Source organism: Arthrobacter sp. P1_D4 (assembly GCF_056406115.1).
Map to the genome: position 1 here is coordinate 1 of NZ_JBFUAU010000025.1, position 22,656 is coordinate 22,656.

At 62.7% G+C, this 22,656-nt stretch carries 22 protein-coding genes and 1 pseudogene; 18 read left to right on the forward strand and 5 right to left on the reverse strand.

Going from position 1 to position 22,656, the window contains the following annotated elements; all coding sequences use genetic code 11:
* Both AC1D0A_RS19915 and AC1D0A_RS19920 read right to left on the reverse strand, forming a co-directional pair.
* Positions 1-1,372: APC family permease (locus tag AC1D0A_RS19915; protein WP_476946616.1), on the reverse strand; the 1,372-nt coding region annotated here is incomplete at its 3' end.
* A gap of 10 nt (positions 1,373-1,382) precedes the next feature.
* Positions 1,383-2,282, reverse strand: coding sequence for a carbon-nitrogen hydrolase family protein (locus tag AC1D0A_RS19920; protein WP_043433978.1), 900 nt, complete (start codon positions 2,280-2,282; stop codon positions 1,383-1,385).
* A gap of 112 nt (positions 2,283-2,394) precedes the next feature.
* Here AC1D0A_RS19920 and AC1D0A_RS19925 point away from each other — a divergent pair, with 112 nt between their 5' ends.
* Positions 2,395-3,012 carry a TetR/AcrR family transcriptional regulator gene (locus AC1D0A_RS19925; RefSeq protein WP_476946617.1) on the forward strand — a complete coding sequence of 206 codons (618 nt, stop codon included), beginning with the start codon at positions 2,395-2,397 and terminating at the stop codon, positions 3,010-3,012.
* Positions 3,013-3,534: 522 nt separating this feature from the next.
* On the opposite strand, the gene AC1D0A_RS19930 is transcribed toward AC1D0A_RS19925, so the two are convergent.
* Positions 3,535-3,888, reverse strand: coding sequence for a LysR substrate-binding domain-containing protein (locus AC1D0A_RS19930; protein WP_476946618.1), 354 nt, complete (start codon positions 3,886-3,888; stop codon positions 3,535-3,537).
* Positions 3,889-3,932: 44 nt separating this feature from the next.
* Here AC1D0A_RS19930 and AC1D0A_RS19935 point away from each other — a divergent pair, with 44 nt between their 5' ends.
* From AC1D0A_RS19935 to AC1D0A_RS19945, 3 genes and pseudogenes are all read left to right on the forward strand, one after another.
* Complete coding sequence (locus tag AC1D0A_RS19935) at positions 3,933-4,532, forward strand: MFS transporter (protein WP_476946619.1); 600 nt, start codon at positions 3,933-3,935, stop codon at positions 4,530-4,532.
* 145 nt (positions 4,533-4,677) lie between these two features.
* Positions 4,678-6,497 (forward strand): annotated as a pseudogene (locus AC1D0A_RS19940) (FAD-dependent oxidoreductase).
* Between the two features lie 218 nt (positions 6,498-6,715).
* Positions 6,716-7,039, forward strand: coding sequence for a hypothetical protein (locus AC1D0A_RS19945; RefSeq protein ID WP_476946620.1), 324 nt, complete (start codon positions 6,716-6,718; stop codon positions 7,037-7,039).
* 242 nt (positions 7,040-7,281) lie between these two features.
* Here the strand turns inward: AC1D0A_RS19945 and AC1D0A_RS19950 are convergent, their stop codons facing one another.
* Positions 7,282-7,830 (reverse strand): recombinase family protein, encoded by a 549-nt coding sequence (locus AC1D0A_RS19950; RefSeq protein ID WP_476946621.1) that lies wholly within the window; start codon positions 7,828-7,830, stop codon positions 7,282-7,284.
* Between the two features lie 627 nt (positions 7,831-8,457).
* Here AC1D0A_RS19950 and AC1D0A_RS19955 point away from each other — a divergent pair.
* From AC1D0A_RS19955 to tcuA, 14 genes are all read left to right on the forward strand, one after another.
* Positions 8,458-9,447, forward strand: coding sequence for a LysR substrate-binding domain-containing protein (locus AC1D0A_RS19955; protein WP_476946622.1), 990 nt, complete (start codon positions 8,458-8,460; stop codon positions 9,445-9,447).
* A complete protein-coding gene (locus AC1D0A_RS19960) occupies positions 9,437-10,537 on the forward strand; it encodes a mandelate racemase/muconate lactonizing enzyme family protein (protein WP_459384503.1) in 1,101 nt (366 codons plus the stop codon). Before AC1D0A_RS19955 ends, AC1D0A_RS19960 begins: the two co-directional genes overlap by 11 nt.
* Before the next feature lie 67 nt (positions 10,538-10,604).
* Positions 10,605-10,883: a muconolactone Delta-isomerase gene (gene catC, locus AC1D0A_RS19965; protein WP_028276560.1), complete on the forward strand. Its 279-nt coding sequence runs from the start codon at positions 10,605-10,607 to the stop codon at positions 10,881-10,883.
* 194 nt (positions 10,884-11,077) lie between these two features.
* Complete coding sequence (catA, locus tag AC1D0A_RS19970; RefSeq protein WP_028276559.1) at positions 11,078-11,926, forward strand: catechol 1,2-dioxygenase; 849 nt, start codon at positions 11,078-11,080, stop codon at positions 11,924-11,926.
* Positions 11,927-12,088: 162 nt separating this feature from the next.
* The gene (locus tag AC1D0A_RS19975) at positions 12,089-13,456 is read left to right on the forward strand and encodes an MFS transporter (RefSeq protein ID WP_028276558.1); all 1,368 of its coding nucleotides are present in this window, start codon (positions 12,089-12,091) and stop codon (positions 13,454-13,456) included.
* Between the two features lie 73 nt (positions 13,457-13,529).
* Entirely contained in the window at positions 13,530-14,303 is a 774-nt protein-coding gene (locus tag AC1D0A_RS19980; protein ID WP_476946623.1) for a 1,6-dihydroxycyclohexa-2,4-diene-1-carboxylate dehydrogenase, read from the forward strand.
* Positions 14,304-14,341: 38 nt separating this feature from the next.
* The gene (locus tag AC1D0A_RS19985; RefSeq protein WP_476946624.1) at positions 14,342-14,926 is read left to right on the forward strand and encodes a flavin reductase family protein; all 585 of its coding nucleotides are present in this window, start codon (positions 14,342-14,344) and stop codon (positions 14,924-14,926) included.
* 65 nt (positions 14,927-14,991) lie between these two features.
* On the forward strand, positions 14,992-15,306 hold the full coding sequence (locus AC1D0A_RS19990; protein ID WP_476946625.1) for a hypothetical protein: 315 nt from the start codon (positions 14,992-14,994) through the stop codon (positions 15,304-15,306).
* A gap of 36 nt (positions 15,307-15,342) precedes the next feature.
* The gene (locus AC1D0A_RS19995; RefSeq protein ID WP_243178471.1) at positions 15,343-16,005 is read left to right on the forward strand and encodes a GntR family transcriptional regulator; all 663 of its coding nucleotides are present in this window, start codon (positions 15,343-15,345) and stop codon (positions 16,003-16,005) included.
* A 239-nt stretch (positions 16,006-16,244) separates the two neighbouring features.
* Positions 16,245-16,994 carry an amino acid ABC transporter ATP-binding protein gene (locus AC1D0A_RS20000; protein WP_028276553.1) on the forward strand — a complete coding sequence of 250 codons (750 nt, stop codon included), beginning with the start codon at positions 16,245-16,247 and terminating at the stop codon, positions 16,992-16,994.
* A 40-nt stretch (positions 16,995-17,034) separates the two neighbouring features.
* Complete coding sequence (locus AC1D0A_RS20005; RefSeq protein ID WP_476946626.1) at positions 17,035-17,904, forward strand: glutamate ABC transporter substrate-binding protein; 870 nt, start codon at positions 17,035-17,037, stop codon at positions 17,902-17,904.
* Between the two features lie 10 nt (positions 17,905-17,914).
* Positions 17,915-18,559, forward strand: a complete 645-nt coding sequence (locus AC1D0A_RS20010; protein WP_028276552.1) for an amino acid ABC transporter permease — start codon at positions 17,915-17,917, stop codon at positions 18,557-18,559.
* Entirely contained in the window at positions 18,556-19,419 is an 864-nt protein-coding gene (locus tag AC1D0A_RS20015; protein WP_476946627.1) for an amino acid ABC transporter permease, read from the forward strand. The genes AC1D0A_RS20010 and AC1D0A_RS20015 overlap by 4 nt, the downstream gene beginning before the upstream one ends.
* Before the next feature lie 93 nt (positions 19,420-19,512).
* Complete coding sequence (tcuA, locus tag AC1D0A_RS20020; RefSeq protein WP_243178478.1) at positions 19,513-21,006, forward strand: FAD-dependent tricarballylate dehydrogenase TcuA; 1,494 nt, start codon at positions 19,513-19,515, stop codon at positions 21,004-21,006.
* Between the two features lie 958 nt (positions 21,007-21,964).
* Here the strand turns inward: tcuA and AC1D0A_RS20025 are convergent.
* The gene (locus tag AC1D0A_RS20025) at positions 21,965-22,591 is read right to left on the reverse strand and encodes a TetR/AcrR family transcriptional regulator (protein WP_476946628.1); all 627 of its coding nucleotides are present in this window, start codon (positions 22,589-22,591) and stop codon (positions 21,965-21,967) included.
* Between the last annotated feature and the right edge of the window lie 65 nt (positions 22,592-22,656).

The window sequence follows — 22,656 nt, forward strand, 5'->3', positions numbered from 1 at the left end:
GGTTTGGTTGCTGAACCTCCTTGGTGGGTTCGCCCGGCTGGCTCTCACGGTCGTGGAGGTCCATCTCTGGTGGTTCCTTGCGGAATCCTTTGGTGAGGAAGGTTAGATAAACAACKCCCAGACCGATCCAGCAGMRGCCGATGGTGATGGCGATGGGACTGAGCTGGGTTAGAAGGTAGRTGTCGACGGCGGCGCCCAGTATTGGTAGGACGATGAAGCCAATGATCGAAAGCTTTTTGCCWTGCCGGCGGTTTCGGATGAAGTAGGCGATGACGCAGAAGTTGACGGCTGTGAATGCCAGGAATGCTCCGAAGTTGATGAAGGAGGTTGCGGTTTCCAARGAGATGTTCAGYGCCAGCATGGCCACGGCACCGACGAGGACCAGGTTGAAGATGGGCGTTTTGGTTCGGGGGTGGAGGCGTCCGAAGAGCCTGCGGGGTAGGACTCCGTCGCGGCCCATGACGTAGAGGAGTCGGCTGGTGCTGGCCTGGATGGCGAGGCCCGATGCGAACCCKCCGATGATGAAGAGCATGTTGGTGATGTTGGCGTAGAACTGCCCGCCGACGAGGACCTGCATGGAGTATGCTGCGGTCGCTGCGTGCTCGAAGTCTCCGCCTGGGTGAACGAGCTGCATGATGTATGAAACCACGACGAAGATTATTCCGCCGACGAGGACGGTCAGGAGGATCGCGCGGGGAATGTTGCGCTGGGCGTTTTTGGTTTCTTCGCTGAGTGTGCTGACGGCGTCGAATCCCAGGAAGGCGTAGGCCGCGATGGCGGCTGCGGCAGCGACGCCGCCGACCGTCGTGGCATTGTTCCAGAAGGGGTCTGTGAACGACGCGGGTGGGTTTCCGCCGAGGTAGGCCAGGCAGTAGGCGATGAAGATCCCGATGAGGGTAACGACCAGAAGGGTCAGCGTTTTATTGACACGGTCAGTGAGCACGATTCCCGTGACGTTGATGATCGTTGTCAATCCAGCGTTCAGAGCGAGCCAGGCCCAGACGGGGATGCCGGGAAACTGCGCTGCAAGGTAGAACGATTGGAACAGCCAGGCCACGGTGGGAAGGAAGAGGTAGTCGAGGAGGATTGCCCACCCGACGAGGAAACCGACACGGGAATCGAGGAGCCGTCGTGCATACACGTAGGCCGATCCCGAGTTCGGAAAGATCTTTGCCATTTTCGCGTAGCTGAGGGCAGTCAGCAGCATCGCGGCCGTGGCGAGGGCGAATGCTGTCGGGGCTGTTCCGTCGCTGGTGGAGGAGATGATACCGAAGATCGTCATTACGATTCCCGGGGCCATATAGGCCAAGCCGAACACGACCACCGATAGCAGGGATAGCTTGGGGGTAAGTTTAATGTTCTCAGCGGACATGGGGAGTTCCTTAGGCTGGGGCAGTGCTGAGGTTGGTCAGGGTTGACGGGGCGTTGGTCTGCCGCCAAAGGCGGGGATCAAGCTGGCCGGCGTATAGCGGCAATGGAATGCTGTCGTCGTTTTCAGCGAACTGGTCCCARGGGCGGGTGACGCCCGCTGTGCCATATTGGCGGACGTTCCCTACYTGGTCCAGGTCGATCACATCGACCAATGTCGCGTCTTCGGGCCCGGTTGCCGAAATTCGCACGCGGCCTTCAGGATCAACCAGGAAACTACGTCCGACCCCGTGCGGSCCCGCCGCGTTCACACTGGCAACGAAGTTCTGGTTCACGATTGCATTGGCTTGACCGATAACAACTTCCTGCACACGATCGTTGGTCGGCGTCTGGACAACATTGAGAACGAGCTCTGCCCCCATCCAGGCCAGATGCCTGCTGTGTTCGGGGAACCAGGCGTCGTAGCAAATTGACAAACCGACGCGGCCGTAGCCGGTCATGTCGAAGACCACGAAGTCCTTACCGGAACAAACGGTCTCATAGGGCTTCCAGGGAAAGATCTTTCGGTACGCGGCTACTGCTTTTCCTTGTGGAGAGTAGACAACGGCGGTGTTGTAGATATGCCCGTCCGTACCACGTTCAAGCACRCTGCCAGGCAAAAGCCAGATCCCAAGGTCTCCTGCRAGCTCAGCAAGGGTACGGCCGCGTGGGCCATCAAGAGGTTCTGCCGAGGCTTCCATGTAGGCCTGCCGGTCCACAAACCCGGCAGAATCTACCGTGTTCAGGTGAAGCTCCGGGTAAACGAAAAGGTCGGCGACGGCATGCGCTTTGACCCTTCGCTCKAGACCAGCAGCAAAATCAGTCAAGGACTCAGCAGGTGATTGCACAAGAGCCAGAGGGAGAAGTCGAGTCATGACGGTATTCCTATCGTGGRAGATTTCATTAACTAAAGATTAATTAAAGAATAATTAASGAACTTGGGTGTGTCAAGGGTCACTTCGAGGCCAGTGTGAAAGCATGGTGAGCATGGCAAGACCACGGAATCAGACAGCCCGCCGGGATCAACTCGTAGCAGCAGCAGGACGAGTCCTGCTGGACAGAGGGTCATCAGCGGYCCGCCTTTCCGACATTGCCAACGAAGCCGGCGTCACCCCGGCTGCGGTGCTGTACTACTACCGGGACGTCGACGAGCTCTTCAGCGAGGTCTTCCATCAAGGCGTGACGGAGTACTGTGACCGCCGGGAGGCCCGCATCCAAGCCGAAAGCGACCCTGAAGCGCAACTGAGGGCCTGCATCCACTCAGGCGTACCTTGGCCCGGGGAAAGCGAAACCGCTTCCMGGATCCTCGTGGAACTCATCCCAGTTTATCTGCGCAACAAGGCAGCCGCTCGGCAGCAGATGGCGTTCGTGGAGCGTCAAACGAACCTCTACAAAGGGATCCTGGAACGGGGCGCGCAGGAGGATGCCTTCACCCTCTCAGCGCCAGCCGGATTCTTGGCCCGGAGCTTCGTAGCACTCGAGGACGGCCTCGTAATGGATGTACTCCTCGGCGACCTGACGCCGGAAGACGAGTACGAATTCCTGATCAGCTACGCGACGAACATGGTAAAAGCCAAGACCGGCAACAACTTGCAGCTCAGCTGACTCCCCGAGCAACAGCGGACACAASCAAGTTGACGGGCGCCAATCATCGGGCGCGGGCGCGCACCTCGGTGCGTCGGTATGCTCCGGCGATGCAGTCCTCGGGGTCGTTGCCCCAAAGGATGTCGCGGTMTCCGGACCGACGTGGGCCCAGATCMGCGAATCGCTGGGGATCACAAAACAGGCCGCCCACGACTTCTGCCGCCGGAAGATCGAAGAACAGGAGAAGTACCTGCCGAGCTTCACGACGCGGCAGCTGCGCGTGCGGTCCTGAAAGAAGTCAAGGAAGACTAGCCAGGCTCTCGCACCCAGCCTCCTGCGCGGGCGAAGAGTGCCTGGTTCGATCACTCCCCCAGGTTCACGAAAGGTCCAGTATCGGCGTTTTGYAGGCAGTGGAAGTAGCTTCGAGAGCTCCTGTCGATGGCCACTGCCCCCGGAGCCRCGCCCCGCGAATCTYGTGAGCTATCAYTCAGAGTTCGAGAGGCCGCTCAASCACAGGGCCGAGAGTTGAGGATTGCATCCCTTCTATAWTCGAGCGGCGGGGTACAGCTCCGAGGTGAAACGTGAAAGGTTCTGCAGGCACTCCCTTATCGCAGGCGCGGCGAAATGCAGCGGATTCCAGACGCCGAAGAGAGTGAACACGAGGTCCTTTCCCCGATGAGTGATGGGCATGGCGTGCACCCCGAAATTCGGATCATCCGAGAGCACGCAGATGCCTTTGCCGGCGGCTGCCAAGGCTTGGCCGACCACGGCGGAGCGTACTTCAAATCCGGTTGTGTAGGTGAGGCGCTCAGTGCTAACAGCATCATCGAACATTGTGCGGACACCAAAATCAGCGGTCATGGTTATGAGAGGCCATTGGACGAGTTCCTGGAGCACAGTTCACCGCCGTCAAGGAAGAACACAAGGACGCCCGTGCACCGTTGGCTGAAGCGCTGCGGACCAGCCCCAAGCAGATCGTGGCCGTGATCGGCATGCGGATGGTGGACCAGAGCACCTTCTACATGGGCTTCACCTTCTCCCTGGCCTACGTCAAAAACTTCACCGACACCCCTACCTCCACCGTCCTGACCGCCTCGATGGTCGCCATGGTCCTCGCCATCCCCTTCCTGGCACTCTGGGGACGCCTCGCGGACAAGTACGGCCGGAAATGGTTCTACATCATCGGCCCCCTCGCCGCGGCCCTTGCAGCAGCACCATTCTTCGCAGCGCTGGAAAGCGGCGAACTGATCCCGATGATCCTGGGCTTCTGCGCCCTGATCAACCTCGGACACAACATCTCCACCTGCGTCCAGCAGACCTGGTTCACCGACATGTTCGACGTCCGGATCCGCTACAGCGGCGCAGGATTCGCCTACGCACTCGCCGGAGCCGTGGGCGGCTTCATCCCCCTGATCGCCACCGCCCTCATGGCCAGCAGCGGCAGCTGGGCCCCTGCCGCGGCGCTCCTCGCCGGGCTTTGCCTGATAGCCCTGGTCTCCAGCCTTTGGTCCTACAAGTGGGCCAACAAGGAACACCGCTAAAAACAAGAAGCAGGACGCAACCAAACCAACGGTGACGCGAAGACTAGTGCGCGGCAACCGGCAACCGAGACGCGAGTTGCCACGCATTCACCCCCTGCACACAAAACACACCACAGATACAGCCAACAATTAAGGCCAGCGCCGAGTGAAGACCACCAAATCTGATGACCTGACCACATCCCCCGCCAAAGCCCTGGACTGCGACGTCCTCGTCATCGGCTCCGGCGCGGGCGGGCCTTCCGCTGCCGTAACAGCCGCCTACCACGGCCTGAAAGTCATCGTCGTGGAAAAAGCCGAGGTCTGCGGCGGCGCCACGTCCTGGTCCGGAGGCTGGGCCTGGACCCCGGGTAACCCGCTGGCCAAAGCCGCCGGCGTCAACGAGGACACGAACTCTTCCGCACCTACCTGCGCCACCGACTCGGCGCGAACTACCGTGAGGACAAGGTCGAGGCGTTCCTTGAGGCCGTCCCGCACATGGTCGGTTTCTTCCAGGACAAGACCAGCCTGCAGTTCGTTCCCGGAGCCAAGATCAAGGACATCTACGGCAGCACACCGGGCGCCGGCACCGGGCACCGCGCCGTGGGCCCCAAACCCTTCAACGCCCGCAAAATCAAACCAGAACTGCGCGCCATAATGCGCCACCAGCTCTACGAAACATCATTCCTGGGCATGGGCATCATGGCCGGGCCGGACCTTACCAAGTTCCTCTCCGCCTCCCAGGGAAACCTCCAGGGCCTGTTCCACGCAGCCTGGCGGGTGGGCTTCCACCTGTTGGACCTGATCATTCACCGCTGGAGCATGCAGCTGGTCAACGGCACCGCCCTCACCGGCCGGCTCATGAAATCAGCCGACGACCTCGGCGTCGACATCCGCGTCTCCACCCCCGCCAAGCGCTTGCTCACCGACGGGACCGGCACGGTGACCGGCGCCGTCGTGGATTCACCCGCCGGCAGCTACACTATCAACGCTTCCAGCGGCGTCGTTCTGGCCACCGGCGGGTTCCCCAACGACGTTGCCCGCCGCAAGGCGCTTTTCCCCAAGACCCCCACGGGCCGCGAGCACTGGACACTCGCACCCAAGGAAACTACCGGGGACGGCATTACCATTGCCCCGGCCGTGGGTGCCCGCTTCGACACCGATGCGGCGTCTCCGGCAGCGTGGTGCCCGGTCTCCCTGGTCCCATACCGGAACGGACGCACCGGTACGTTCCCGCACATCATGGACCGCGCCAAACCCGGAGGCATCGGGGTGCGCCGGGACGGCAAGCGCTTCGTTAACGAGGCCAACGGCTACTACGACTATGTGGAAGGAATGCTGAAGGCGACCCCCGAGGGTGAATCGGTCGAGGCTTGGCAGATTGCCGACGCCGAGTACGTGCGCAAGTTCCCGCTGGGGATGGCCAAACCGCTGCCCGTCCCGCTCTTCCCCTACCTCCGCTCCGGCTACCTCAAAAAAGGCAACACCATCGAAGAACTCGCCGCAGCCTGCGGCATCGACCCCGATGCTCTGGTCAAGACCGTGGCCGAGTTCAACGAGAACGCCCGCAAGGGGGTGGATCCGGACTTTGACCGCGGCGCCAGCGAATTCAACCGCTACGGCGGAGACCCCAAGAACACCCCGAACCCGTCCTTGCGCCCGTTGGAAAAGGGGCCGTTCTACGCCGTCAAAATCGTCCCTGGCTCCTTCGGCACCTTCGCAGGCCTCGCAGCCGATGCGCGCGCACGGGTCCTGGACACGAACGGGCACCCCATCAAGGGCCTTTACGTCGCCGGTAATGACCAGGCCTCAGTCATGGGCGGACAATACCCCGCCGGGGGCATCAACCTCGGCCCCGCCCTGACCTTCGGATACATCGCCGGACGCGACCTCACAGGAGCCACACACTACGAAGACGACGGCACCCCAGCCACCGAAACAATGACCGGGAACGACGACGCCCCGGACGCACGAAGTCGTCGCCGATGACGTACATACCGGAACCCGAAACCAGTCCCTGGAAGGATTCAGACTGTCAGGAATCGCGACCCCAACGCTTCTTAAGGAAGGGGCCCTGGGTCGAGCTTTGTGGATGTATATCGCGAGCCAAGGGCCCGAGGGGCCGGCCCCCGCCCCCTCACCACACCACACCAGCAGCGCCCGCGGCAGGAAGCCCCAGCGAGAAATGTAGAAAATGAAACCCGTGGATGAAGAAGAAATCCCGCTACCCGAGCGACGGCTTCGCGCCTCAGGACTGGACGGGCCTCCTGCCAGGACAACACGTGTGGGTCCGGCCCAACGACGGTGCGACCTTCGCAGCCGTCATCGAAACGAAGACCAATAATTCCAGCGCAGTGTGGATTCTACGTGATGACAGCTTGCAGACCCGGCAGGTTTTCGGGCATACCGAGGGCATCCACGTAGTGCCGATCGAACAAGCTGCCGATCTGGCAGACCAGACGAGCGAGGCCCCCGGAAGGAACCCAGGCAGCAAAATCTACCCCGGGTTCGGTACACAAAAGATTGAATGAAGCTGCGCGACTCGACGAAAGACTGACCGAGGCCACAGCCAGTCTTATCAACGCCGTCGCCGTCAAAAGTGCGGGCATCCTTGACCCCGCAACCCGAATCCACAGAATGCCGCGTAATCTGATCGTCCGTTAAGTTAGCCCAAAAGTACCGCCATAATGATCCGTCACACGTGCAAGTTCCGGTACGGCGGCGGACCGCGTGGATGTCACCCCCGGGTTGTCGGGACCGCTCTCCGTGTTGCCTATATAAGGTATCGGTACACCGTGGCGCGGGAGACTCCGAGCATCCTGCCGATGTCGGAGGCACTGATTCCTTTGCCTTTGAGTTCTTTAGCTCGGGCAGCAGCAGCATCGTCCACCTTGCGGGGCCTTCCGCCGTGGCGGTTGTTGGCCGCGGCCGCAGCGAGGCCAGCCCTGGTGCGTTCGATCATAGTGTCGCGCTCCAGCTGAGCAAACGCGGCCATGATCGTCAGCATGGCGGTGCCCATGGGTCCGGTTGTGTCCAGCCCTTCGGTCAGGGACCGGAAACCTGCTCCCCGCTCCCTGATGTCCTCAACAAGATCAAGAACGTGCCGGGTGTTGCGGCCCAAGCAGTCAAGCTTCCACACGGTGAGTACGTCGCCGGCCTCCAGCCGGTCCAAGGCCCTGGACAGCTGAGGGCGTTCCGTCGTGGACCCGCTGACTCCATCGTCGGCAAATATCCTGGCTGCGCCGGCGGCCTTGAGTGCTGTGAGCTGCAGATCGAGGTTCTGTTCCGTGGTGGAAACCCTCGCGTAGCCGATCACGGCCATCGCCGCCTCCAGATTCTCTTTATCCCGACCAATTCTCAGTTATGAACTACCTGTTCTTGGACGGCATTTCGAGACGGGCAGCGTCCGTCTCGCGGCGGGGATTTTCGAAACCCATGGCTGAACGACCAAGCTGTCTCAGTAATTGATCGTTTGCGAGACTGAGGTGTGTCAAGGATGTGGGACAGTGCCTGACACTGCGGAGGCTGTGACTGTTCGTTGAGAATGGCTGTTAATTCACAGTTGGGAATGGCGGTTTCAGTGCCGCGCAGGCCGAAGGGGCTAGTGTCATCTGGCCCAGCTTCCAGGAATTGTGAGGTCAGCCCGGAGGCCCGTTTTGTCCGCGGCGAAGAACTTGTCCTCCTCGTCCATCCAGCGATGCCAAAGTACCCGCTCCGTCTCGTTCTATGCCGCGTCGTAGACTCTCATCCTTTAGAGCCTCCACTCATATCGCGAATGTAACCCTCCTTGCCGCTGGCCTGCCTGTCCGCGCCCGGCCGCCCACAGGCGGAGATTGGTATGCGAAACGTCCCAATAGCTCCGAAATAGGTATTTCCCCTAACTAATCCGTCCTCCTAAGCTGGTCGGAGTACGGCATATCGCCTGCTTCGAGCTGCCCGGGAGCTTCTTATGGAGACGCGCCACCTCAAGTACTTCATTGCAGTGGCCGAGGAACGTCACTTCGGCCGCGCAGCCCAGCGGCTGCACATGGCCCAGCCGCCGTTGTCCCAACAGATCCGGCAGCTGGAGGAACAGCTCGGCACACCCTTGCTGCTGCGCACTACGCGCAAGGTGGATCTCACCCCAGCCGGACAGGTCCTGTTGGATCGAGGACGGCTGCTAATGCAGGAACTGGAAGCTCTGGAGGAGGACGTCCGGCAGGTCGGCGCAGGTGCCACTGGCGTCCTCCGCGTCGGCTTCACCGGAACAGCCACCTACCGGCTGATGCCGAGCATCGTCCAGGCCGCCCGACGCACTTTTCCCGGGCTCCGCATCACCGTTCAGGGCGAAATGCTGACGCCGCAGATGGAGTCCGCACTCGAGGACGGAAGGCTCGACGTCGCCGTCCTCCGACCCCCAGTCCGTTCCGGAACTGTGGCCCTCAAACTGCTCGAACAGGATCAGCTGGTCGCGGCACTCCCGGCGGATTCGCCGCTGGCGGAAAAGGGCACCCTGGAACTGGCGGAGCTCGCCGGCCAGGACTTCGTCGGTTATCCGAGCTACTCCGCGGTCAGCAGCATCGTCGTGGATGCCTGCCGCAAAGCCGGGTTCCAGCCGCGGCTCGTCCAGGAGGCCAGGGAAACCTCCACCCTGCTCTCGCTCGTCGCGGCGGGGATGGGGATCGCCCTAGTGCCGATGACTTCCCGGATGTTTTCCTTTCAGGGTGTCGTCTTCCGTCCGTTGCATAACCCGCCGCCGGTCGACCTCGCCGTTGCCTGGATCCGCGACGCTGAGACACCCCTGCTGCGCAGCTTCCTGCAGCTCTTCGATTTACCTCCCACATCGGGTCCTGGCCAGCAACAGCCCCCGCTTCGCCCCGCGGAGTCGCCGGCCCAGTCCCTGCCACAGTCACAACCCGCGTCCGCATCCGCAACAAAGGAACCACCCCGTGAAAATTGACCGCATTGAGGCCATTCCCTACGCCATTCCTTACGCGCGGCCGCTGAAGTTCGCCAGCGGCGAGGTGACTTCCGCGGAACACGTGCTGGTCCGGATCTACACGGACACCGGCATCTGCGGTATCGCGGACACCCCGCCGCGGCCCTACACCTACGGCGAAACCCAGGATTCGATCGTCTCGGTGGTGACCAAGGTCTTTGCCCCGCAACTCATCGGGCTGGACCCGCTGGACCGCTCCAAGGTCCAGCAGCTGCTCCGGCGCACGGTCAACAACCCCACGGCCAAGGGGGCCCTGGACATCGCACTCTGGGATGTCATCGGGATCTCGCTGGGCACCCCGGTGCACAAACTGCTGGGCGGCTTCACCGACAGCATGCGGGTCTCGCACATGTTGGGCTTCAAGCCCGCCGCCGAGCTTCTGGAAGAAGCGCTGCGGTTCCGTGAAAAGTACGGCATCAACACCTTCAAGCTCAAGACCGGGCGGCGGCCCCTCTCCCTCGACGTCGAGGCCTGCCATGTTTTGCGGGAGGGCCTTGGCGAGGACGCCGAGATCTACCTCGACGCCAACCGTGGCTGGACGGCGAACGAGGCCATGGAGGTCCTGCGCAGGACCGAGGGCCTGGGCCTTTCCATGCTGGAGGAGCCGTGCGATGCCGGCGAGGCGATGGGCCGGCGCCGGCTGGTGCAGAGCTCGAGCATCCCGATCGTGGGCGACGAAAGTGTCCCCACCCTGGGCGATGTCTCCCGCGAATTGCTTTCCGGCGGCAGCACCGCGATCTGCATTAAGACTGCGCGCAGCGGTTTCACCGAAGCCCAGCAGATCCTCGGCCTCTGCATGGGCCTCGGCGTGGACGTCACGATGGGCAACCAGATCGACACCCAGATCGGCAGCCTCGCCACGGTCACCTTTGGTGCGGCGTTCGAGGCCAGCTCCCGGCGGGCCGGGGAGCTCTCCAACTACCTGGACATGACGGACGACCTGCTCGCGGAGCCGCTAAAAATCATGGACGGCGCCATCCGGGTCCGCGATGTCCCCGGCGTCGGCGCGGCCATCGACGCCGACAAGCTGCAGAAATACCGGCAGGACTAGCCCGGCCCGGCCCGCATCCTGCCTCAGAACGCCGGCACACCGCTCCCCACCACGCAAGGAGAACCACATGCTGTATCTCGTCCGCATGGACGTCAATATTCCGCTGGACATGCCCAAGGAACGCGCCGACGCCGTCAAGGCGGAAGAGCGGGAGTATTCCCAGCAGCTGCAGCGCGACGGACGATGGGCGCATTTGTGGCGGGTCGTGGGCGAATACTCCAACTACTCGGTGTTCGACGTCGCGGACAACGACGAGTTGCACACCCTGCTCTCCGGACTGCCGCTCTTCCCCTACATGGACATCAAGGTGACGCCGCTGGCCAAGCACCCGTCCGCTGTCGAATAGCCCAGCCCCTCACTCGAACATTCATATCCAAAAGCTTTCAATGGGCCGGAAATAGGTATTTCCCCTCGACCAATTACGGGCCTACCGTTGAATCAACACCGGATGTGATGTGCGGCACGGCACTGAGCGAAATTTGCCAGTCCGGAACCGCCGACCGTTTTTACCATCCTTCTTTTTTTGACAAGGGAGTCACCATGACAATGGAAACCGAAGCCACAGCAGCTTCCTCGGGCGCAGGGGCAACCGCCCGCTTCCGGGAGAACAAGCACCTCGCCGCCGGCACCAGCCAGGAGCGGGTCAGCACGCTTGCCGGCCGCGTCATCAAGGCGATCAACGACACCGTCCTGGACGAGAAGGTCACCTACGACGAATACAACGCTTTCAAGGCCTGGCTCATCCAGGTCGGCGAGGACGGGGAGTGGCCGCTGTTCCTGGACGTATGGGTGGAGCACTCCGTCGAGGAGGTCGCCAACTCCAGTCGCCACGGTTCCAAGGGCAGCATCGAGGGACCGTACTACATCCCGAGCGCCCCCACGCTCAACACCCCGGCCACCCTGCCGATGCGCGACGACGAACCCGGCACACCGCTGCTGTTCCAGGGCCAGGTCACGAACGTCGCCGGCCAGCCGCTCGCCGGAGCACTGATCGAACTGTGGCACGCCGATGACCTCGGTTTCTACTCCCAGTTCGCCCCCGGGCTGCCCGAATGGAACCTCCGCGGTTCCATCATCGCCGACGCTCAGGGCAACTTCCAGATCAACACCATGCAGCCCGCGCCGTACCAGATCCCCACCGACGGTGCCTGCGGTGCCCTCATCGCCGCGGCCGGCTGGCACGCCTGGCGGCCGGCCCACCTGCACCTGAAGGTTTCGGCCCCGAAGCACGAGCTCATCACCACCCAGCTCTACTTCGAAGGCGACGAGCACGTGGCCGACGACATCGCCTCGGCCGTAAAGCCCGAACTCGTCCTGGCCCCCACCGAGCGCGCCGACGGCAAGGGCCGCGAAGTCACCTACAACTTCGTGCTCGATCCCCGGGGCTAAACCCCCTTTGTCAGCGCCGGGGCCGGAACAGCCCGGCCCCGGCGCTGAACCCCAATATCATCCCACCACCCGCAGTAATGCAGCGTGCCCAAAATGAAGTGGCCGCAGCCGCCCGGCCCCCGGATCGGTCGGGTCAGAACATCACACGAAAGTGAGTTACCGGTGACTAAACTCGCCTATAACGTCCAGGACGTTATCGACAACACGCCCATGGGAATCAGACGATGGTCCATCGTCGTCCTCTGTTTCGTGATCGCACTGCTGGACGGATTCGACACCCAGTCGATTGCATTCATCGGACCGGCAATCGCCGAAGACTTCGGCCTGCAGGCCACTGACATGACCTGGGTGATCACCGCCAGCACCGTTGGCATGTGCGTGGGCGCAATGTCCCTTGGCACCTTCGGGGACAGGATCGGTCGGAAGAAGACCATCCTGCTCGCACTGGCCCTTTTTGGTGTGTTCTCCCTTGCCGGTGCTTTTGCTCAATCCCTGGAGCAGATTGTCATTCTGCGCTTCCTCATTGGCCTCGGCATGGGCGGGGCCACCCCGGCGCTGCTGGCACTGACCGCCGAGTACAGTCCCAAATCGCGCCGCGGCACGTTCATGACATTGGTGTTGCTTGGCCTGCCCGGTGGCGCGCTACTCGGTGGGCTTGTGGCGGCGGCATGGCTGCCAGTGATGGGCTGGCGTGGCATCTTCCTGGCCGGCGGCGTGCTGCCACTTGCCATGGTTTTGGTCTGCAGCAAGATTCTCTCCGAATCGCCGATCTTCCTGGCGGCCAAGGGCACCTCCGCAGCCGACGCACAGGCGCGTCAGATCATGGCCTCAATTTCCGGGAGCCCAGTCAGCCCGGACGCCGTGCTCGCAACCAACGACAAAATGCAGGAGCGCAGCTCCGTCGCCGCACTTTTCTCCGCTAAGTACCGGATGGTCACCATCGCGGTCTTCGCCACCTACCTGCTCAATTGGATCGCGTGGTTCCTGCTGCTGCTCTGGATGCCAACCGCGCTCAAGATGTTGGGGCTGGCCGGCTCGCAGGCCGCGATGGGAACCGTGACCGTCAACGGCGCATTTATCCTCTTCGCCATCCCTCTGTCCATCATCCTGCCCAAGGTCAACCCCAGAAAATTGCTGCTGGTCATGTTTGCGGCGGGGATCGTCATCGCGCTGGGCCTGGGCCTGGCCGGCTCCAACTTTGCGCTGGTCTTCGTGCTTATCGGGCTGGCCGGCTTCGGCATTGGCGGCCAGCAGTTGGCCCTGAACTACCTGATCGCCAACGCCTACCCCACTCAACTTCGTGCCACGGCTACCGGCTGGGGCATCGGAATTGGCCGCCTCGGTTCCATCGTGGGCTCCGCCCTCGGCGGGCTCATTCTCACGGGACTGGGCGTCTCCGGCTACTTCATGGCACTCGCGGTACCCCTGGTTCTGGCCGGACTGGCCACCCTGATGGTGCGAAGCTCGACAGTTAAAGCCGAAATTGCTTCGACGGAGCCGGCGCCACGGGAACGTGAAGCCATCAGCTGACGCGGGGGCACCTACGCAGATATCGAACTGGCCTCAACGGCTGAAAAATCCCAATAAGAGAGGACGCACAGCAATGCGTTTTACCGACAAGGTTGTTGTGGTGACCGGCGCTGCCCAAGGGATTGGTGCCGTCGTCGCCCGTAAGATTGCGGCCGAGGGAGGCACCCTAGTGCTGGCGGACCGGTCCGAGCTGGTCATTGAAGTGTGTGCTGAGCTGACGGCCAGTGATGCACCCGCACGATACTTCCTTTGCGATCTGGAAACTTATGCGGGCGCCGTGAAGCTGATGGCCTACGCCGTGGCAGAGTTCGGACGCATCGACATCCTGATCAACAATGTCGGCGGTACGATCTGGACCAAGCCCTACGAGCACTACGAGGAGGACGAGATCGAGGCCGAAGTGCGGCGCTCCCTCTTCCCCACGCTGTGGTGCTGCCGCGCAGTGCTGCCGCACATGGTCGAACGGACGGCCGGGGTCATCGTGAACGTCTCCTCGATAGCCACCCGAAGCATCAATCGCGTTCCATACGCGTCGTCCAAGGGTGGGGTCAACGCTCTGACCGCGTCGCTGGCGTTCGAAGCCGCTCCGAAGGGTGTCCGGGTAGTGGCCACCGCGCCCGGCGGCACCGAAGCTCCGCCGCGGAAGGTCCCGCGCAACCCGAACGCGCAGTCCGCCCAGGAAGAGACGTGGTACCAGCAGATCGTGGACCAGACCACCGAAAGCACCCTCTTCAAGCGGTACGGCACGCTGGAAGAGCAGGCAGCTCCGATCTTGTTCATGGCCTCTGACGACGCCAGCTACATCACTGGCGCGGTGCTGCCGGTGGGCGGCGGGGACCTTGGGTAATTCAGCGCGGCCTGAACAACAGCAGAAAGGAGAAGTCGATGACTCAGGAAGTCATGGGATGCATTGAAGAACGAGAATTGCGCCACGCCTTTGGCACGTTCGCCACCGGTGTCACGGTGGTCACCACCCGGACGGACGACGGCGTTCCGCACGGCGCCACCGTCAGCGCCTTCACCGCGGTATCCCTCGACCCGCCGCTTGCCCAGGTCACACTGACCCGGTCCTCGCGCGGCGCCCGGTATCTGGAAGCTGCGCCCTTCGCTATCAACATCCTGTCGGTAGAACAAAAGGATGTGGCCCTGCACTTCGCTGGCAAAGTCCTTGACGCGGAACCGGAATGGACGCTGGACGGCAACGTCCCGGTGCTGACGGGGAACGCCGCGACGCTTAAGTGCCGGCCGTGGAATATCTACGACGGCGGCGACCACATCATCGTCGTCGGCGAGGTCATCGCACTGGACATCACCAAGCGGGAACCCCTCGTGTTGTTCGGCGGTGAGTTCCACAACCCAGGAGGACGGATCGAGGGTGCCCGGCGGGATAACTCCGGCGATGCTCCCGAATCGGACTGGTTCGCCGGCTCCAGCTCCCTCAGGCCGCTTCACGATCGGACATCTGTCTAATCTGACCGGCCCTGCAGGGCGCAGCGATCTACATGTCGGGCTATGCGACTTAGTCTCCCGAGTAAATGACCTCGGCCAAACTCAGGCTCGCCACGGCCTCCCTGGGCAAGCCCGGAACCAAAGTCCGCGATCTCTGCACCGAACTCGGCATCACCCGCCAGACCCTTTACCGGCACGTATCACCGACGGGCGAGCTCCGCCCGGACGGCGAAAAGTTACTGACGCCGAACCAAGCCGCGGCGGCCGAACAACTCCGACTCATGCACCGTCCGGATGGAAAGGACAACACCTCTTGGACACTTGCGTATCCACTGAAATACTATGGGTGTCCGGGCGATGGCTTCGGGCCTGCGAACTGGCGGGACCGAGTGGCGGCGTAAGCCTCCCTTCCGAGTCGCCACTGTGGAAGGAAAGTTGTGTCACCTGGTTCTGAAACGATGCGGCACGACGGAGATTCTATCTACGCCCAGCTGCGCTCTGAAATCCTGGCCGGTGCAATTGCTCCCGCCACTCCCTTGCGGGAAGTTACCTTGGGGGAACGCTTCGGTGTCTCCCGCACGCCGGTGCGCGAGGCTCTTCGCCGCCTCCAGCACGACCGTCTTCTGGACCGCGGCGCCCGTGGACTGCAGGTCCATCAGGCAACACCCCAGGAAGTCATCCAGGTCTATGACGTGCGGATTCTTTTGGAACAGGAGGCGGCCGGGCAGGCGGCCCTGTCCCACGACATCACTGACATTATGCAGCTCGAAGGCCTGGTGGAACGTGACCGCGCACTTTCGGAGCCGGATGACAACACCCGGGCGTCGACGAACCTGGAGTTCCACGCTGCCGTCTGGGCGGCTGCGCACAATCCCGTGCTCCAGGATCTCCTGCAGCGGCTGTCCACCCACTTGATCCGCACGCCGCACTCGACTCTGTCTGTGGGAGAGCGTTGGGACGAGGCCCTGGCCGAGCATTCGAAGCTGGTCGCGGCCATCACCGCCGGCGACGAAACTGCTGCGCGGAACACCGCACGCGAGCACATGGAGACAGCCCGTCGGATCAGGCTCGACCTGCTGCGGAAATCGGCCTCCCACTAAGATCACTGCCGGGCTCTCCGGCTAGCTCTCCGGGCCCCGAAGCGCCAGCTTTTCTGCCTTCTCCCGGGCATCAGCCCGGTGCTGCCACGGTTGCGCAGACCGCTGCCGTTGGTAACTGCCGCGGTGGTGGCGAAGCGTTCGCACCCATCGAAGACTCGTAATGACTTGCCGTGATTGCGGTCATCATGCCACACTGTACTTCACTGTATACAGTCGTATTCCATCAAAGGAGATAGATCATGACAGCCATCACGGAGACGGACACCGTCGTTGAGTTCCGCGGAGTCGGCAAGCGCTTTGGCAGCATGCAGGCCCTGACCGGCATTGATTTGTCGGTGCGCCGTGGCGAGGTGGTCGTCATCCTGGGCCCGTCAGGGTCGGGCAAATCGACGCTGTGCCGGTGCATCAACCGGCTCGAAGCCATCGACGAGGGCCACATTCTCATCGACGGCCACGAACAGCCGGTGGAGGGCAGGGATCTGTACAAGTTCCGTACCGAGGTGGGGATGGTCTTTCAGTCCTTCAACCTCTTCTCCCACAAGACCATCCTGGAGAACATCACCCTCGCCCCACGGAAAATTCTCGGCCTGGACAAACAGGCGGCAGAGACGCGGGCCCACGAACTGCTTGCCATGGTCGGCATCGCCGACAAGGCACACAGCCGGCCGTCCCAGCTCTCCGGAGGCCAGAAGCAGCGCGCGGCCATCGCCCGCGCACTGGCCATGGATCCCAAGGTCCTGCTCTTTGATGAACCGACGTCGGCGCTCGATCCGGAATCCACCCGCGAGGTTCTGGCGACCATGCGGAGCCTCGCGCAGAGCGGCACGACGATGATCGTCGTGACCCACGAGATGTCGTTCGCGCGGGCCTTCGCGGACCGGATCGTGTTCATGGCCGCCGGAGCCATCGTGGAAATTGCCGACCCTGAAACGTTTTTCACCTCCCCTTCCTCCGACCGGGCCAAAGCCTTCCTCTCCTCGGTCCACTAACAGCACCTGTGCAACGACGCACCCACCCTAAGGAGTCACCATGAAACGCCAGCACTTCCTGCCGGCCCTGGCCATCGCCGGCGCACTGATCCTGGGCACCACAGCCTGCGGCGGCAGCACCCCGGCCGCCGAGACCAAACCGGCCCGGAGCTTCCCGGCCAACAGCACGATGGACAAGATCCAGAAACGCGGCAAAGTGATCGTCGGGGTCAAATTCGACCAGCCGCTCTTTGGCGTGAAGAATCCGGTCACCGGCAAGATGGAAGGCCTGGACATTGAGATGGCCAGAATCCTGGCCAAGGACCCCACCGGCAGTGCAGAGAATGTCGAGTTCGTTGAGGCGGTCACCAAAAACCGTGAGGCGTTCCTGCAGCAGAACAAGGTCGACGCCGTCATCGCCTCCTATGCAGTGACGGACGAACGGAAGAAAGTCGTCAGTTTCGCCGGACCCTACCTTGAGAGCAACGTGGCCCTGCTGGTACGCAAGGACGACAGCTCAGTGAACAAACCCGAGGACCTGGCCGGAAAGACGGTGTGTTCCACCACCGGCGCCCGCGCGGCCCAGCTCATCGGCGCGGCCGTGCCCGCGGCCAACGTGGTCCTGTTCAGCACCTACAGTGAATGCGCGCAGGCACTGAAGGATAAGAGGGTCGACGCGGTGACCACTACCGAGGCAATCCTGCTCGGTGTCCAGTCCCAGAATCCGGATGCCTACCGCATCGCGGACGGCCATTTGGCCGATGCCGAGGAATTTGCCATCGGTGTGGCCAAGGACGACGCAGCATTTCATGACTACCTCGATCAGCTCCTGACCAAGGCCATCGCGGACGGGGACTGGAAGAAGGCCTACGACGCGACAATCGGCCAGGTCAAGCCCGGCGACGTTACCCCGCCCAAAGTAACGCTGTAGGGATCCGCTGATGTCATTCCTTCTCAATCACCTCGGCGATTTCGGCCAGGGCGTGATGGTGACTCTGGGACTCGTTCTCCTGGGTGCCGCCGGTTCGGTGCTCCTGGGGACACTGCTCGCCGCACTGCGGACCAGCCCCATCAGGACGGCCCGGGCTGTTTCCTCGGCCTACGTGCTGATTTTCCGCAACGTGCCGCTTCCCGTGCAGATGGTGCTGTTTGTCTTCGGACTCCCGGTCCTGGGCATCCAGTACTCACTCTACGCCTCGGCCGCCATCGTTCTGGTGCTCTACACCGCGCCGTTCGTAGCCGAAACCCTGCGCGCGGGCCTGAACACCGTGGACCGCGGCGAGCTGGAAGCCGGACGCGCCCTGGGCTTCGGGCCGATGGCCTCACTGAAACTCATCGTCCTCCCGCAGGCCTTCGCCACGGTGACCAGACCGCTGGGCAACGTCTTCATCACCATGGTCAAGAACACCTCGGTCGCTGCCCTGGTAGGGGTATCCGAACTGACGTTCCTTTCGGACAAGATCGCGGTGGATGAGGCACAACCGTTCATTATCTTCGGCGGGGCCGCCCTCTGCTACCTCGCCATCGGGCTGGTCATCGGCCGGCTCGTATCCGCAGTCGATCAGAAGGTGGCGTTCAGCCGATGAGTACCATATCGCTTTTTGACCCGGCCGGTCCGCGCGCCAAACGCCGCCACCTGCTCCTGGAAGTCCTCACCGCCCTCATCGTGATCGCCGGCGCCTATCTGGTCTTCCGCGTCCTCTACGACAAAGGCGAACTGAGCGCCGCGGCGTGGGCCCCGTTCGCCGAGCCCGGACTCTGGGCGCTTCTCGGCCAGGGGCTGTGGAACAACATCGCAGCCGCAGCCGTCGGCATGGTGCTGTCCATGATCACCGGATGCCTCCTGGCCTTCGGACTCGTCTCCACACACGCACCTCTGCGCCGGACCTGCCGGGTCTACACGGACGTCTTCAGCAGCATCCCCCTGCTCCTGCTGCTCTACTTCACATCCCTGGTGCTGCCCAACTACGGCCTCAAACTCGGGGACTTCTGGTTCCTGGTCATCGCGCTGACCCTGTACAGCGGGGCCGTCATCGGTGACCTGCTACGCTCCGGGATCCTCGCGCTGCCGCCCGGTCAGGCCGAGGCCTCCCTCGCACTGGGTTTCTCCCACGTCGGGACGCTGCGCCTGGTCCTGCTCCCGCAGGCCCTGCGGTCCATGAGTCCTGCCCTCGTGAGCCAGCTCATCATCCTCTTCAAGGGAACAGCACTGGCCTTTGTGCTCGGCGGCTACATGGAACTGCTGAGGTCCGCCACCGTCATCGGCCAGTACTACACCCGGTCCCTGCTGCAGGCCCAGTTTGTTGCCGCGCTGGGATTCCTGGTCGTCAACATCGCCCTCGGCGCCCTCGCCGTGGCCCTGGAGCGCCGCCAAAACCGCCTCGCCGCCCAGGAACCGCTCCCCGTGACAGCGGCAGAGCCAGCCCCCGTACCGGCCCACCGCTAACACCCCCGGGCCGCCTCTACCCCCAAATCACCCCTGCCAGACTGTGTATACAGTCGAATACTTATGAATTCAACATGAAGGAGACGGAAAACAATGGCTGATCAGAACGAACCTGCAGCGGGAAACCTCACCAAGGCCGACGTAATCGTCGTCGGCGGCGGAAATGCCGGATTCACGGCGGCCCACGCGGCTGCCGTCCGCGGACGAAAAGTCATCCTGCTCGAAAAAGGCACCAAAGACATGGCCGGCGGCAACAGCTTCTACACCGCCGGCGCCACACGCATCGTCCACAACGGCCTGGACGACCTCCAGGGGCTCGTGGAACCGGACGAACGGCACAGCCGGACCGTCGTTCCGCCCTACAGCGCTGAGGAATACGCGTCTGACCTGGAAAAGGTCACCGAAGGCCGCAACGACCCGGCACTGACGGAAGTCCTCATTGCCGAGAGCCAGTCCACCCTTCGGTGGCTCAACAGCCTGGGCCTGAAGTACCGCCTGATGTACGAGCGTCAGGCCTTCGAGCGTGCCGACGGGTCCTACCTCTTCTGGGGCGGCCTGCACGTGGGAAACGTAGGCGGCGGCGAAGGCCTGATCGAAGACCACACCCGGGTCGCTGCAGAGCTGGGCATCGAAGTCAGGTACGGCCAAGCGGCCCAAAGCCTCATCGTTGAGAACGGCCGTGTAGACGGCGTCGTCGTCAACACCGCTGAAGGGGAGCTGCGCCTGAGGGCAGAATCCGTGATCCTCGCCGCCGGAGGCTTCGAGGCGGACCCGAAGCGGCGGCGGGAGTACTTGGGCGAAGGCTGGGAAAACGCCAAGGTACGCGGCACTCCCTACAACACCGGCGACATGATCGCCGCAGCGTTGGAGATCGGCGCCACCAAGGGCGGAGACTGGGGCAGCTGCCACAGCGTCCAGTGGGATGCCTTTACCGCCACCAACGAAAGCAACCGCGAACTCACCAACCGCCTCACCCGGCAAAGCTACCCGTTTGGAATCATCGTCAACACCGACGGCAAGCGTTTCCTGGACGAGGGTGCCGACTTCCGGAACTACACCTACGCCAAATACGGCAAGGAAATCCTCAAGCAGCCCGGCTCGGTTGCGTACCAGATCTTCGACGCCGGCCTTCGGCCCATGCTGCGCAGCGAAGAATACGAGATGCCCGGCATCTCTGTCGAGGTCGCCGACACCCTCGAGGACCTGGCCGTCAAAATCGGCATAGACCCGGAAAGCTTGTCCAAAACCGTGACGGACTTCAACAGCTCGATCGAGCGCTCCACCCCGTTCGACCCCAACGTTAAGGATGGCCGGAAGGCCGCAACCGAACCGGTCAAGAGCAACTGGGCCGCCCCGATCGAAACCGGACCCTTCTACGCCTACGGCGTCACCTGCGGAATCACGTTCACCTTCGGTGGCATCAAATCCGACACCCACGGCCGCGTCCTGGACGCAGAGGGCAAGCACATCGAAGGCCTGTTCGTGGCAGGTGAAATGCTCGGCGGACTATTCAGCGTCAACTACCCGGGAGGCACCGGACTTGCTGCCGGGTGCGTCTTTGGGCGGCGGGCGGGCGGCCTGGCGTAGGGCACGGATCCACGGCACTTCTCCTCAAAAACCCGGGCGGGCCACCGCCGGCTTCACTCGCTCCGACGCTCGTCGCAGTGACCGGGACTGAGCGAGAGCCGGCTCTTGACGGCGAAAGCTCCCCGGGAGATTTGCCCTGATGTTCGCGAGCAAAACGGGTCTCCCGAGCGAACCATCACCACCGACTGCCGGCCCAATGTCCGGCACAGATGGGCGCTCTTCCCGCACTCCATCGCAACAGGCAGCCCGATAGTCGGGCGTGGGAAGAGAGCCCATAAGGAGGAGGCAGGGTGGCGGAAACGCCGCCCTGCCACCTCCCCCGACGCTCAAACGATTCCGACACCGCAGTCGCCCCAACCCAAGGAAAAGCCATGACGCCCCGATCGTCCGGATCTCATACAGAAAACCGGAAGCCCGCCCCCATTGCCAACTGGTCCAAGCTCTCACGGGCCGACTACGTGCAAATCCACCAGCACGGGGAAGTCATCGCTACCGGGCGCATCGACATGCTGGCAGCTGACGGCAGCGTGCTTTGGCTCCATCTGGCGGGCGGCAACGAAAGCGCCATCTTTCTCCGAGTATCCCTAAGTTGTTCTGTAAGTTCTCGCGGAACATCTCCATTGAACATAGCTGTGGAACGCGAGCCCACGCGCGAATCGCCGCATTCCGAAGGACCAATCCTAGCGTTCCACTTCCTAGGAACCGAGACAGCTTAAACCCAGAGAACGCCTGCCGGGTATCCGAAAATATCCGTCGATTCACTTGGCTCGATGGGTCCGCAGAAGACGAGGCCAACGCTGCGGTCGTCAAAGCAGCGTGAGCGTTTTCCGGCAGGTGCCCCGCCGGACCGCAGGCCGACAAACCTCCACGCACAGGGAGGCCTTCTGGCGGAAGGATGCCTGACGGCTGGTTCGGCTCAACGGGTGTTTAGGACGCCGAGTTCGTCTAAGAGAGCGGCTCATGGGCCGATTCCCGAGGCTCCCCGGGGTGCGGGAATACCTGCGACCATTCCCGCCCACAACAGGTCTGTTGTGGCAACCGTCAGGGCGCCGATAGAAGTTCCATCCAGGAGGTTGCCCGCCGCCAGCACAGCGGCTCCGTGCAGGCTCACGAAGCAGACGAGAGCGAGCAACTCGCGGTCCCCTGGCGCGAGCTCCCCGGCCTCCTGGGCTTCAGCGATGATCGCCCTGGCGACCGTTATGCCGTCTTCACCGATGCTGCGCAGTTCATTGCTGGCATCAGGATGGTGCTTGGTGGAGTGCATCACGGCCAACAGGACCGGATGGGCGACCGCGAAGTCCACATAGGCCCTGGCGATCCGGACAAAGCGTGACCGATGGTCTCCGGCGGCTTCGGACGCTTCTGTGATCCTCGCATTCATGCTGCGGAAACCGTCAAGGGCGAGGGCATCGAGAAGCGCCTGCTTGTCACGGAAATGCTTGCCGGGTGCCGCGTGGCTCACACCCAGGTCACGCGCTAGCTGCCGTAGGGAAAGTCCCTCGACTCCTGCTTCTTCGATGACTTCCCTTGCACGGGCGACCAACGCCTCGCGGAGCTTGCCGTGATGGTAGGGCTGATCGGTCATGAGATCAGTATAGCCACAAAGTAGTCATTGACTACAATGGTGCCACTGTCTACTATGTAGGCATT